The 13,269-nt window shown below is 67.2% G+C and carries 12 protein-coding genes; 7 read left to right on the top strand and 5 right to left on the bottom strand.

What is annotated here, in order from left to right:
• Positions 1-10: 10 nt before the first annotated feature.
• Genes AADV74_RS05510 through tkt form a run of 3 tightly spaced genes read right to left on the bottom strand, consistent with a single transcriptional unit; the run spans position 11 to position 4,842 of the window.
• A complete protein-coding gene (locus AADV74_RS05510) occupies positions 11-1,612 on the bottom strand; it encodes a glucose-6-phosphate isomerase (RefSeq protein WP_342112485.1) in 1,602 nt (533 codons plus the stop codon).
• Positions 1,609-2,721 carry a transaldolase gene (tal, locus tag AADV74_RS05505; RefSeq protein ID WP_342112484.1) on the bottom strand — a complete coding sequence of 371 codons (1,113 nt, stop codon included), beginning with the start codon at positions 2,719-2,721 and terminating at the stop codon, positions 1,609-1,611. The genes AADV74_RS05510 and tal overlap by 4 nt, the downstream gene beginning before the upstream one ends.
• 27 nt (positions 2,722-2,748) lie before the next feature.
• Positions 2,749-4,842 carry a transketolase gene (gene tkt, locus AADV74_RS05500; protein WP_342112483.1) on the bottom strand — a complete coding sequence of 698 codons (2,094 nt, stop codon included), beginning with the start codon at positions 4,840-4,842 and terminating at the stop codon, positions 2,749-2,751.
• Between the two features lie 346 nt (positions 4,843-5,188).
• Between tkt and AADV74_RS05495 the strand changes: the two genes are divergently transcribed.
• A complete protein-coding gene (locus AADV74_RS05495; protein ID WP_342112482.1) occupies positions 5,189-6,109 on the top strand; it encodes a heme o synthase in 921 nt (306 codons plus the stop codon).
• 3 nt (positions 6,110-6,112) lie between these two features.
• Here the strand turns inward: AADV74_RS05495 and AADV74_RS05490 are convergent, their stop codons facing one another.
• Both AADV74_RS05490 and AADV74_RS05485 read right to left on the bottom strand, forming a co-directional pair.
• Positions 6,113-6,832, bottom strand: coding sequence for a hypothetical protein (locus tag AADV74_RS05490; RefSeq protein WP_342112481.1), 720 nt, complete (start codon positions 6,830-6,832; stop codon positions 6,113-6,115).
• Positions 6,833-6,969: 137 nt separating this feature from the next.
• A complete protein-coding gene (locus AADV74_RS05485; protein WP_342112480.1) occupies positions 6,970-7,908 on the bottom strand; it encodes a COX15/CtaA family protein in 939 nt (312 codons plus the stop codon).
• A gap of 269 nt (positions 7,909-8,177) precedes the next feature.
• On the opposite strand from AADV74_RS05485, the gene sufB reads away from it, so the two are divergent.
• From sufB to AADV74_RS05455, 6 genes are all read left to right on the top strand, one after another.
• Positions 8,178-9,596, top strand: a complete 1,419-nt coding sequence (sufB, locus tag AADV74_RS05480) for a Fe-S cluster assembly protein SufB (RefSeq protein ID WP_342112479.1) — start codon at positions 8,178-8,180, stop codon at positions 9,594-9,596.
• A 35-nt stretch (positions 9,597-9,631) separates the two neighbouring features.
• Positions 9,632-10,834, top strand: a complete 1,203-nt coding sequence (sufD, locus tag AADV74_RS05475) for a Fe-S cluster assembly protein SufD (RefSeq protein WP_342112478.1) — start codon at positions 9,632-9,634, stop codon at positions 10,832-10,834.
• Positions 10,831-11,157, top strand: coding sequence for a non-heme iron oxygenase ferredoxin subunit (locus tag AADV74_RS05470; RefSeq protein ID WP_342112477.1), 327 nt, complete (start codon positions 10,831-10,833; stop codon positions 11,155-11,157). Before sufD ends, AADV74_RS05470 begins: the two co-directional genes overlap by 4 nt.
• A gap of 60 nt (positions 11,158-11,217) precedes the next feature.
• Complete coding sequence (gene sufC / locus AADV74_RS05465) at positions 11,218-11,979, top strand: Fe-S cluster assembly ATPase SufC (RefSeq protein WP_342112476.1); 762 nt, start codon at positions 11,218-11,220, stop codon at positions 11,977-11,979.
• A gap of 9 nt (positions 11,980-11,988) precedes the next feature.
• Complete coding sequence (locus tag AADV74_RS05460) at positions 11,989-12,318, top strand: metal-sulfur cluster assembly factor (protein ID WP_055818324.1); 330 nt, start codon at positions 11,989-11,991, stop codon at positions 12,316-12,318.
• Positions 12,319-12,425: 107 nt separating this feature from the next.
• Positions 12,426-13,265: a class I SAM-dependent methyltransferase gene (locus AADV74_RS05455; RefSeq protein WP_342112475.1), complete on the top strand. Its 840-nt coding sequence runs from the start codon at positions 12,426-12,428 to the stop codon at positions 13,263-13,265.
• The last annotated feature ends 4 nt before the right edge of the window (positions 13,266-13,269 follow it).

Genomic DNA, 13,269 nt, shown 5'->3' with positions numbered 1-13,269 from the left:
TCCTTCGCGACTAGCGGATCGCGTCGAACAGCGCTGCGGTGTCCGCGGCGGCGTTCGTCAGGTTCAGGCGCAGCACGGGCCGGTCGTGGTCGGCCAGCACGCTGGCGTCACCGATGGCCTGCGCCTGGATGAGCTCGCCGAACGTGAACGGGATGCCCGGGATCTCGAGGTCCTCGACGGGGTTCTGCGTGATCTGCAGGAAGACGCCGACGGCCGGACCGCCCTTGTGGAACTGACCGGTCGAGTGCAGGAAGCGCGGTCCCCAACCGAAGGTCACCGGGCGGCCGGAGCGCTCGGCGAGGATCGCGCGCAGCTCGGTGAGCTGCGGGAGGGCGAGACGGTCGACGTAGGCCTGGATGGCGATGTAGCCGTCGTCGCCGACCTCCTCGAGGAGGACCTCGATGGCCGACACCAGATCGTTCGATGCGCCGATGACGTCGGGCGTGCCGCGCACCTCGATGCCGCCGGTCACGAACGCTGCGGGCTCGGGAGCCGGACGGGCGTCGAGCAGGGCGCGGGTGGCGATCTTCGCGGACTCCACGTCGGGCTGGTCGAAGGGGTTGATGCCGAGGAGACGACCGGCGACGGCCGTGGCGTACTCCCAGACCAGGAACTGCGCGCCGAGGGTGCCGCTCACGCGGATCTCGTCGGCGCCGTCGACGAACACGTCGTCTCCGGCGTCGTCGGTTAGGCGCACCAGCTGCAGGTCGGCGAGTTCATCCTTCAGCTCGGGCGCGTCCTTCTCGAGCACGACGGGCAGGATGCCCTTGCCGAGCTTGCCCGTCGATTCGGCGATGAGCTGCTCGGCCCAGTCGCCGAAGCCGACGATGTGGGTGCCATCGGTGATGATGCCCAGCTTGTCGCGCAGGGGAGAGGTGCCGGCGATGGCGGCCCCGAGGATGAGACCGGGGTTCGACTCGTCGTCGATCGCGAGGCTGAGCGAGATGGTCTCGGCCTCGTCGAGGAGCTCGCCGATGTCGACGCCCGAGAGGCCGCTCGGCACCAGGCCGAAGGCCGTGAGCGCCGAGTAGCGGCCGCCCACGTTGGGGTCGGCGTTGAAGACGCGGTAGCCGGTCTCGCGGGCGTTCTTGTCGAGGGGCGACCCGGGGTCGGTCACCACGATGATGCGGGTGAGCGGGTCGATGCCCGCGGCCGTGAACGCCTGCTCGAAGGCACGGCGCTGGCTGTCGGTCTCGGTGGTCGATCCCGACTTCGACGACACGACGAGGGCGGTCTCGGCGAGGCGGTCGCCGAGGGCGCTCAGCACCTGGCCGGGCTCGGTGGAGTCGAGCACGGTGAGGTCGACGCGGGCCGTGTTGGTGATGACCTCTGGGGCGAGCGACGATCCGCCCATTCCGGCGAGGGCGATGTGGCGCACACCGGCGGCGTGGAGCTCATCGCGCAGGGCGTTGATCTCCTCGACGAGCGGGCGGGAGACCGCGACCGACTCGGTCCAGCCGAGACGCTTCGCGGACTCGGCTTCGGCATCCGGTCCCCAGAGGGCGGCGTCGAAGCCGGTGATGCCCGAGGCGACGAGATCCTTCACGAGGGTCGGGACGTGCGCGCGCACGGCCTCGGCTGCGGCTCCGCTCACCGAGATGCGGAAGCTCATTTCGCGGCCTCGAGAGCTGCCTTCACGGTCTCGAGCAGCTCGCCCCACGAGACGATGAACTTCTCGACGCCCTCCTTCTCGAGCAGGGCGGTCACCTCGTCGTAGGAGACGCCGAGTCCCTCGAGCTGGTCGAGGATGTCACGGGCGGCGTCGTACGAGCCGCTGACGGTGTCGCCCTCGATGACTCCGTGGTCGAAGGTGGCCTCCATCGTCTTCTCGGGCATCGTGTTGACGACGCCCTGTGCGACGAGGTTCGTCACGTAGAGGGTGTCGGGCAGCGACGGGTCCTTGACACCGGTCGACGCCCACAGCGGGCGCTGCACGTTGGCGCCGGCCCGGAGCAGGTTCTGGGCGCGGTCGGTGGCGAACTCGTCCTTGAAGAGCTCGTACGCCAGCTGGGCGTTGGCGACGCCGGCCTTGCTCTTGAGTGCGAGGGCCTCGTCGGTGCCGATGGCGGTGAGGCGCTTGTCGATCTCGGTGTCGACGCGCGACACGAAGAAGGAGGCGACGGAGTGGATGGTCGAGAGGTCGATGCCCGCGGCCTGGGCCTTCTCGAGTCCGGCGATGTAGGCCGCGATGACGGCCTGGTGACGCTCGAGGCTGAAGATCAGGGTGACGTTGACGCTGATGCCGGACCCGATGACCTCGGTGATGGCCTCGAGGCCCTCGACCGTTGCCGGGATCTTGATCATCGCGTTGGGGCGGTCGACCTTGGCCCAGAGCTGCTTGGCCTGCTCGATGGTCTTCGCGGCGTCGTGGGCGAAGCCGGGCTCGACCTCGATCGAGACGCGGCCGTCGACGCCGTCCGTGGCGTCGTACACGGCACGGAAGATGTCGGAGGCGTTGGCCACGTCATCCGTCGTGATCTCGAAGACGGCCTCGTCGACCGATGCGCCGCGAGCGGCGAGCTCGGCGACCTGCGCCTCGTAGGCGTGGCCGTTGGCGAGGGCTCCGGCGAAGATCGTCGGGTTCGTGGTGACGCCCACGACGTTCTTCTCCTCGATGAGCTTCTTGAGGCCGCCCGACGTGATGCGCTCGCGCGAGAGGTCGTCGAGCCAGATGCTGACGCCGGCTGCTGAGAGCTCGGCGAGGGGGGTGGTTCCGGTCATGTGTTCAGTTCTCCTTCATGCTGCGCATCAAGCGGATGCGAGCGACTCCTTGGCGGCGGCGACGACGGCTTCAGCCGTGATGCCGAATTCGCGGAACAGCGTCTTCCAGTCGGCCGAGGCACCGAAGTGCTCGATCGAGATGCTGCGGCCGCGGTCTCCCACGTACTTGTCCCAGCTCATCGAGATGCCGGCCTCGACGGAGACGCGGGCTGTGACGGATGCCGGGAGCACCGACTCGCGGTACTCGGCCGACTGCTCCTCGAACCACTCGATGCTGGGTGCTGACACGACCCGGGCGTTGATGCCCTCGGCCTTGAGCGTCTCGCGCGCCTGCACGGCGAGCTGCACCTCGGAGCCCGTGGCGATGAGGATGACGTCGGGCGTTCCGTTGGCGGCCTCGGCCAGGATGTAGGCACCCTTGGCCGTGTTCTTCGCCGAGGCGAAGACGTCTCCGGATGCCTCTCCGTCGCCGCGCTCGAACACGGCGATGTTCTGGCGGGTCAGGGCGATTCCTGCAGGTCCCTGGCGACGCTTGAGGATCTCGAGCCAGGCGTAGGACACCTCGTTGGCGTCGCCGGGGCGCACCACGTCGAGACCCGGGATCGCGCGCAGTGTCGAGAGCTGCTCGACCGGCTGGTGCGTGGGGCCGTCCTCGCCGAGGGCGACGGAATCGTGCGTCCAGACGTAGATCGCCGGCGCCTTCATGAGCGCGGCGAGTCGGACGGCCGGGCGCATGTAGTCGCTGAAGATGAGGAAGGTGCCGCCGAACGGGCGCGTGTTGCCGTGCAGCACGATGCCGTTCAGGATGGCGCCCATCGCGTGCTCGCGGATTCCGAAGTGCAGTACGCGGCCGTACTCGTTGCCCGTCCACTCGTGGGTGGAGTGCTCACTGGGCACGAACGACGCTGCGCTCGAGATCGTCGTGAGGTTGGACTCGGCCAGGTCGGCCGATCCGCCCCACAGCTCGGGCACGACGCCGGCGATGGCATTGATGACTTTGCCGGATGCCGCACGGGTCGAGACCTCGACACCGGCCTCGAACACGGGGAGGACATCCTCGACGCCGTCGGGCAGCTCACCCGTCAGCACGCGGTCGAGGAGCTTCTTGCGCTCGGGGTTGGCCGCAGCCCAGGCGTCGAACGACACCTGCCACTCGGCGTGCTCGGCCGCACCGCGCTCGAGGGCGAGACGGGTGTGGTCGATGACCTCGGGGGCGACGTCGAAGTTCTTCTCGGGGTCGAAGCCGAGAACCTCCTTGACGGCGGCCAGCTCCTCGGCTCCCAGGGCGGATCCGTGGATCTTGCCGCTGTTCTGCTTCTTCGGGCTCGGCCAGCCGATGATCGTCTTGAGGATGATGAGCGACGGCTTGTCGGTCTCGGCCTTGGCGGCCTCGAGCGCGCGGTGCAGCTCGGCGACGTCCTCGACGTACTCGCCGGTCTTCTTCCAGTCGACTGTCTGCACGTGCCAGTGGTAGGCCTCGTAGCGAGCGGCGACGTCCTCGGTGAAGGCGATGTTGGTGTCGTCCTCGATGGAGATCTGGTTGCTGTCGTAGATCACGACGAGGCTTCCGAGCTCCTGGTGGCCGGCGAGCGATGACGCCTCGCTGGTGATGCCCTCCTGGAGGTCGCCGTCTCCGGCGATGACGTAGATGTTGTGGTCGAACGGGCTGGTGCCCGCTGCGGCGTCGGGGTCGAACAGGCCGCGCTCGAAGCGCTGCGCGTATGCGAAGCCCACGGCGGAGGAGAGTCCCTGTCCGAGTGGGCCGGTGGTGATCTCGACGCCGTCGGTGTGGCCGTACTCGGGGTGGCCGGGGGTGAGCGAGCCCCAGGTGCGGAGCGCCTTGAGGTCGTCGAGTTCGAGGCCGTAGCCGCCGAAGTAGAGCTGTACGTACTGGGTCAGCGAGCTGTGGCCGGCCGAGAGGATGAAGCGGTCGCGACCGATCCATTCGTTGTCGGACGGGTCACGGCGCATGACCTTCTGGAAGAGCAGGTAGGCCGCGGGGGCGAGGCTCATGGCCGTCCCGGGGTGGCCGTTGCCCACCTTCTCGACCGCGTCCGCTGCGAGGATTCGCGCGGTGTCGACGGCCTTGTCGTCGATGGGTTCCCATTGCAGAGCTGGCACTGGTAACTGACCCTTCTCAATGCGTCAGGAGCCACCGCAAGTGCAGGGCCCCGTTGTTATCGGAGCACGCCGTCGTCATCCTTGGCACAGCCCTTGACATGACGGAACGATCCGGTATGAGAGCGGATCGCGCCGAGCGCACAGGCTGATAGGCGAGCCTTCCCAGTATAGAGACAGGGTGTTTGTCTATTACGGACGAAGAGGCAGGGCGCCGTTACAGTCCGGTTGCATGATCCCCACAGTCGGCCGACCTCGCTGTGAGGTGGCGGTGGGGCTCCGTCGGGTGCCGATGGCCTAGACTGGGGGCAGCATTCCCGGGCCGACTATTCCCGGATTATGGGGAGTAATGAACGTCGCACTTGAGACACGATCCGCCGCGTCCTCCATCGGAGTCCGACGCAAGCTGAACGCGTACATCTCGTTGACGAAGCCGCGCGTGGTCGAGCTGCTGCTCGTCGTCACCGCTCCGACGATGATCCTCGCGCAGGGCGGCATCCCGTCACTGTGGCTCGTGCTCGCGACTCTGGTCGGCGGCGCCATGAGCGCCGGGTCGGCCGGAGCGTTCAACTGCTACATCGACCGCGACATCGATCGCCTGATGAAGCGCACGAAGAGCCGTCCGCTCGTGACGGGCGACCTGACGGACCGCGAGGCGCTCGTCTTCGCGTGGGCGCTCGGAATCGCCTCCATCGTCTGGCTCTGGGCCTTCACCAACTGGCTCGCCGCAGCACTCTCGCTCGGGGCCATCCTGCTGTACGTGGTCTTCTACAGCCTGATCCTCAAGCGCCGCACCTCGCAGAACATCGTCTGGGGCGGCGTGGCCGGCTGCATGCCCGTGCTCATCGGCTGGGCCGCCGTCACGGGCAGCCTGTCGTGGACGCCGTTCATCCTGTTCGCGATCATCTTCCTCTGGACGCCTCCGCACTACTGGCCGCTCTCGATGAAGTACCGCGAGGACTATAAGGCCGCAGGGGTGCCGATGCTCGCCGTCGTGCGCGGTCGTGCCCAGGTCGGCCTCCAGGTCATCCTGTACGCGTGGGCCACTGTCGCCTGTTCGCTGCTGCTCATCCCCGTAGCGGGCATGGGGCTCGTCTACTCCGCCGTGGCACTCGTGGTCGGCGGCTGGTTCCTGTACGAGTCGCACCGCCTCTACGACCTGGCCATCCGTCACGTCGACGTGTCGCCGATGCGGGTGTTCCACGGGTCGATCGCCTACCTGTCGCTGCTGTTCCTCGCCATCGGCATCGACCCGCTGCTGCCCTTCTAGGAATCAGTCGATCACTGCGGCGGCGAGCAGCAGGGCGAGAGGATTCGTCTCGTCGACGTTGCTCACCCCGAAGCGGGTGCGCGCCCATCCCGGATCGAGGCTGTCGAATCCGCCCCAGCCCTCGTGGTCGAAGAGCAGCATCGCGACCTCGACATCCGTCGGTGCCATGATCCGATCGCGAACGGATGCCGCAGCCTCATCCTCGGCGCCGTTGAGCGCATCGACGAGGCTCTCGCTGATCGGGCCGTGGAACTCGTCGTCGCCACTGAGCCCGCTGATGATGGGTTCGCTGAGTTCGAGGCCGTCCATCACGCTGCGCGCGTACGGGATGCGCACCGAGAGCAGGCCGTCGTCGAGTGAGCCGACAGTCACGGCGAGCGCTTCGGACACCCGCGGGTCGCCGACCTCGAACCTGGACTCGATCGTGGCGGATGCCCGCGTCTCGGGGTCGAGCCCGACTGCGATCCAGGTGTCGCTCGTGATGGCGATGGCATCGGCGTTCAGGTGCTTCGTGATGTGATGCAGCACATCGAGGGCTCGCTCGTCGGGAACGACCGCGAACGAGGCGTACGGCCGCGAGTCGAGGTACAGGTCGGCGTACAGCGGCATGAACCCGTTGTCGTATGGCGTGTCGGCGAGCCTGCGACAGGCCGCGCGAGCCTGATGCCTCGCCATCGCCTCGATGTCGAGCCTGTCGTCCGCGGGCACTGAGCCGGCTGTCATGCCGGGAGTCTACGAGCGTGACCGCCCGCATTCACGGCTGGCGCGCCGTCGACGCCGATCGTGCTGAGAGCGGCGTCAGTCGCGTCGTGAGGCGAGACGACGCTCTGACGTGAGCGACATGGGCTCACGCGCCGCTGTCATGCGCTCACGCGAGCGTCGCGGTGCTCGGTCGCCTTCGGCGTTGCCGCCTGGGACCGACGTAGGGAGAGCACCACGTTCGTCATGGCTGCGGCGAGGCAGGCGGCCAGCACCATGTGCAGACCGACGAGGAAGGGCGGAAGCCCGGTGCGCGCCTGGATCAGGCCGACGACGACCTGCGCGAGCTCGACGGCGAGCAGGAGGAGCACGGTCCCGCCGCCGGGGATCTTCGCCACCAGCACGGCGAGGAGCATGGCCACAGTGAGCGCCAGCGTCGCGTAGGCGGGCCAGGAGTGCACGTGCTGCAGCACCTCCGGGTCGAGTCCGTTGCGCGGGGCGTCCGCGTCACCGGCGTGCGGGCCCGACCCCGTGGTGATGATGCCGACCACGATCGTGATCGCGACGACGGCGCTCGTGACGTGCGCGATGACCGCGTACCAACGCGGTACGGCGAGGACACGGGCGCCCGGTGCGGCGTAGACCCTGTGCACCAGGGCCGTGGCGAGGCAGACGAGAACGATCGAGACCACGAAGTGCAGGCCGACGACGTAGGGGTTGAGGCCGGTCAGCACGCTGAGGCCGCCGATGACTCCCTGGGCCGGGATGCCGAGGCCGATGAACAGCGAGAGCCGGAAGAGGTCGCGGCGTTCGGCGCGCATGCGGATGACGAGCAGGAACATCGCGATCGCGATGAAGACGAGGACGAAGGTCATGAGGCGGTTGCCGAACTCGATCACCCCGTGGATGCCCATCTCGGGAGTGTTCACGAGGGAGTCCGCGGTGCAGGTGGGCCACGTGGGGCATCCGAGCCCGGATGCCGTCAGGCGGACCAGCCCGCCCGTGCCGATGAGCACGATCTGGGCGACCAGCGAGAGCCAGGCGAAGACGCACACACGGCGATCGATCTGCGTGGGGAGCCAGTTCAGAAATCGCGACACGTCGGGGAGGTCCTGTTCTTCGTACGGCAGACTCACGGGCGGTGCCGCTGCAACGTCACCGCGGGTGCCTGTAGAATCAATTGGTTGGAGAACCGCGTGTCACCGGTGTCAATCAGTCGGCACACGCTCTTTCGGTTCCTTCGACAATTCTAGGTACGCACAGAAGCTGCCCCGCACAAATCAGACCTCGTGACCGTTCGTATCCACATACGCGGAAGGGGAATGAGCCGGATTGATAGCCGGTCGTCATGGGTAGGAAAGAGGGAGACATGTCGGACGTTCTCATCGACCGCCCCGAACTGGAAGGGCTCGGTACCTACGAGTTCGGCTGGTCGGATTCCGACGCTGCAGGCGCATCCGCCCGGCGTGGGATCTCGCCGGAGGTGGTTCGCGACATCTCGGCTCTGAAGCAGGAGCCCGATTGGATGCTGCAGCGGCGCCTGAAGGCGCTCCAGCTCTTCGAACGCAAGCCGATGCCCACCTGGGGTGCCGACCTGTCGGAGATCGACTTCGACAACATCAAGTACTTCGTGCGGTCGACCGAGAAGCAGGCCCAGACCTGGGAAGACCTGCCCGACGACATCAAGAGCACCTACGAGAAGCTCGGCATCCCCGAGGCCGAGCGCCAGCGCCTCGTCTCGGGCGTCGCCGCCCAGTACGAGTCCGAGGTGGTGTACCACCAGATCAACGAGGAGCTCGAGGCTCAGGGTGTCATCTTCATGGACACCGATACGGCTCTCAAGGAGCACCCCGAGTTCTTCGACGAGTACTTCGGCACCGTCATCCCGTCGGGCGACAACAAGTTCGCCGCTCTGAACACTGCCGTGTGGTCGGGTGGATCGTTCGTGTACGTGCCGCCGGGAGTGCACGTCGAGATCCCCCTGCAGGCCTACTTCCGCATCAACACCGAGAACATGGGCCAGTTCGAGCGCACGTTGATCATCGCCGACGAGGGCAGCTACGTCCACTACATCGAGGGCTGCACGGCCCCGATCTACAAGAGCGACTCGCTGCACTCCGCCGTGGTCGAGATCATCGTGAAGAAGAACGCCCGCGTTCGCTACACGACGATCCAGAACTGGTCGAACAACGTCTACAACCTCGTCACCAAGCGCGCCACCGCCGGTGAAGGCGCGACGATGGAGTGGATCGACGGCAACATCGGCTCGAAGGTGACGATGAAGTACCCGTCGATCTACCTCATGGGCGAGCACGCCAAGGGCGAGACCCTCTCGGTGGCCTTCGCCGGCCCCGGCCAGCACCAGGACGCCGGCGCCAAGATGATCCACATGGCTCCGCACACGCAGAGCTCGATCGTCTCGAAGTCGATCGCCCGGGGCGGCGGCCGCGCCGGCTACCGCGGCGAGGTGCGGGTGGATGCCAACGCGCACCACTCCGCCAACACCGTGCGCTGCGACGCCCTCCTGGTCGACACCATCTCCCGCTCCGACACCTACCCGGCCATCGACATCCGTGTCGACGACGTACAGCTCGGGCACGAGGCCACGGTCTCGCGGGTCTCCGAGGAGCAGCTGTTCTACCTCATGAGCCGCGGTATGCCCGAAGACGAGGCCATGGCCATGATCGTGCGCGGCTTCATCGAGCCGATCGCCCGCGAGCTGCCCATGGAGTACGCGCTCGAACTCAACAAGCTCATCGAAATGGGCATGGAAGGCTCTGTCGGATGACCATTCTCCTCACGTCGAAAGGACTCGTAGGCTAGATGAGTGCCGTAACCAACGCACCCACCGTTCCCACTTTCGAGCAGCACGGTCTCAAGAAGCACAGCGACGGCGACTGGGCCAACAAGGTTCCGGTCCAGACCCGCTCCGCTCGACCCAAGTCGACTGACGTCGCCGACTTCGCAGCCGTCACCGGTCGCGAGGTCGAGTGGCGCTACTCGCCCGTCGCGAAGCTCACCGACCTCACAGCCGGCGACCTCGACGGTTCGCGCTACGACTACACGGCGACAAGCGTCGACGGCGTGAGCGCAGCGTGGGTCTCCCGCGATGACGCCAGGATCGGCTCTGCCGGCATCCCCGAGGAGCGCGCATCAGCGAACGCATGGACCAGCTTCGAGCAGGCCCTGGTCATCTCGGTGACGGGCGAGGAGTCGAAGACGTTCACGCTGAACCGCGGCGCACTCGGCTCCGGCCCGCGCGCGGCGCACACTGTGATCGAGGCCGCTCCGTTCAGCCGAGCGCTCGTCGTGCTGCAGAACACCGGAGAGGCCCGCCTCGCGGAGAACGTCGAGATCGTGGTCGGCGAGGGCGCCCAGCTCTCGGTCGTGACGGTGCAGGAATGGGCGGATGACGCCATCCACACCGCAACGCACTTCTCGCGTGTCGGCCGCGACGCCAAGCTCAAGCACATCGTCGTCTCGCTCGGCGGGTCGATCGTGAGGGTCAACCCCACGACGCTCCTCGCCGAGCAGGGAGCAGACGTCGAGGCGTTCGGCCTGTACTTCTCCGATGCCGGACAGCACCTCGAGCAGCAGGTCTACGTCAACCACGATGCGCCGAACACCCGCTCGCGAGTGACCTACAAGGGTGCTCTGCAGGGGCAGGGAGCCCGCTCCGTCTGGATCGGCGACGTGCTCATCGGCAACAAGGCCACCGGCACCGACAGCTACGAGCAGAACCGCAACCTGGTGCTGACAGACGGCACCCGCGCAGACTCGGTGCCGAACCTCGAGATCGAGACCGGCGACATCGCCGGCGCCGGACACGCCAGTGCCACGGGGCGCTTCGACGACGAGCAGCTCTTCTACCTCATGAGTCGCGGCATCACCGAGGACGAGGCACGTCGCCTCGTCGTGCGCGGCTTCCTCACCGAGATCGTGCAGCAGATCGGCGACGCCGAGCTCGAGACACGCCTGCAGGAATCGCTCGAGACCGAACTGGTCGGAACGGTGCTGGCATCGTGAGCGCCCAGCGCATCTGCGCCGTCGACGAGCTCGAGGCGAACCAGGCCGTCAAGGTCGACATCGACGGCGTCGCGATGGCCGTCGTGAAGGACGACTCGGGCGCCGTGTTCGCCATCGGCGACACCTGCACCCACGGTGACATCTCACTGTCGGAGGGTTTCGTCGAGGAGGACACGCTCGAATGCTGGGCGCACGGCTCGAAGTTCTCGCTGCGCACGGGCAAGCCGCTGTCGCTTCCGGCCTACGACCCGGTACCCGTGTACCAGGTCGAGATCCGCGACGGCGACATCTACATCGACCCCACCATCACAGTCGCGGTCTGAACCGCGCCACAGTCTTCGGCACCGCGTGTGCCGACGGAATGAAAGAGACACAGAAGAGCAATGTCAGTTCTTGAGATCAAGGACCTCCGCGTCAGCGTCGAGACCGACCAGGGAACCAAGCACATCCTGAAGGGTGTCGACCTCACCATCAACGAGGGCGAGATCCACGCCGTCATGGGCCCCAACGGCTCGGGAAAGTCGACCCTCGCGTACACGATCGCCGGTCACCCCAAGTACCACGTCGAGGGCGGATCGGTGGTGTTCGACGGCGCCGAGGTGCTCGACATGACCGTCGACGAGCGTGCTCGCGCCGGACTCTTCCTCGCGATGCAGTACCCGGTCGAGATCCCCGGTGTGACCAACACCAACTTCCTCCGCACCGCGAAGACCGCGATCGACGGCGAGGCTCCGGCCATCCGCACGTGGGTCAAGGACGTGCGCGAGGCCATGGGCAACCTCCGCATGGACAACTCCTTCGCCGAGCGCAACGTCAACGAGGGCTTCTCCGGCGGCGAGAAGAAGCGCAACGAGATCCTGCAGCTCGAGCTCCTGAAGCCGAAGTTCGCCGTTCTCGACGAGACCGACTCCGGCCTCGACGTCGACGCGCTGAAGATCGTGTCGGAGGGCGTCAACCGCGCGAAGGCCAACACCGGTCTCGGCATCCTGCTGATCACGCACTACACCCGCATCCTCCGCTACATCGAGCCCGACTTCGTGCACGTGTTCGTCAACGGCCGTGTCGCCGAGCAGGGCGGCCGTGAGCTGGCGAACCGCCTCGAGGACGAGGGATACGACCGTTTCCTCACCGGCGTGACGGCGTAGGCTGATCCCATGGTCACGACACTCGAACCCGCACTCTTCGATCAGGTCGAAGAGGCGCTCAAGGAGGTCATGGACCCCGAGCTCGGCATCAACGTCGTGGACCTCGGCCTGATCTACGACCTCGGCTGGGATGACGAGAACAATGCCCTCGTCATCCACATGACCCTGACGAGCGCCGGATGCCCCCTCACCGACGTGCTCGAGGAGCAGACCGCGCAGTCTCTCGACGGCATCGTCGAGGCCTTCCGCATCAACTGGGTGTGGATGCCGCCGTGGGGTCCCGAGCGGATCACCGACGACGGACGCGACATGATGCGCGCGCTCGGCTTCGCGATCTAGACCTCGTCGACGACACCTCGTCGACTCGAACGGCCCGTCCTCCTCGTGAGGGCGGGCCGTTCCGCGTGCGGCGCACTGGACGCGCGGGCGCTCGCTAGGCTCGGCGTATGAGCACGGATCCGCAGGAGAAGGAGATCGCCCCGCGCGATCAGTACACCCACGGTCACCATGAGAGCGTGCTGCGCTCTCACACGTGGCGCACCGTCGAGAACTCGGCCGCGTACCTGGCACCTCACCTCGTGCCTGGCCTCGCGGTGCTCGACCTCGGTTGCGGGCCGGGCACGATCACCGTCGACATCGCCCGACGCGTCAGCCCGGGCCGGGTGGTCGGCGTCGACGTCGCCCCCGAGATCGTCGCGCAGGCACGGGGCCTCGGTATCGACAACGCCCTCGCCAACGCCGACTTCCTCGTGGCCGACGCCTACGCACTGCCGTTCGACGATGGCACCTTCGATGTCGTGCACGCTCATCAGACGCTCCAGCACCTCGTGCGGCCGGTCGACGCACTGAGTGAGGCGCTGCGCGTGCTGAAGCCCGGTGGCCTGCTCGCGGTCCGTGACGTCGACTACGGGGGAGTCACCTGGTTCCCCGCCCTTCCCGGGCTCACCGAGTGGCTGAGCGTCTACCACGACGTCGCACGCTACAACGGGGGAGAGCCCGATGCCGCGCGCATGCTCAAGTCGTGGGTGCGCGCCGCCGGTTTCGCCGACCTCGAGTGCACGGCTTCAGTGTGGTGCTTCGCCTCGGATGCCGAACGCGAGTGGTGGGGCGAATCGTGGGCCGTGCGCGCCACCGAGTCCGCCTTCGCCGCGCATGCCATCGAGGCCGGGATGGCAGACCTCGAGGAACTGCGTGCGATCAGTTCGGCGTGGCGTGAGTGGAAGCTCGACGCCGACGGCTGGATGCAGATGCCGCACGGTGAGGTGCTCGCCCGTAAGCCGGAGTGAGGGC

The sequence above is a fragment of the Leifsonia stereocauli genome, assembly GCF_038432415.1.
In the GTDB taxonomy this organism is placed as follows: domain Bacteria; phylum Actinomycetota; class Actinomycetes; order Actinomycetales; family Microbacteriaceae; genus Orlajensenia; species Orlajensenia stereocauli.
The sequence above is the reverse complement of the archived record's forward strand: the minus strand, read 5'-3'. Positions and strand labels throughout refer to the sequence as shown.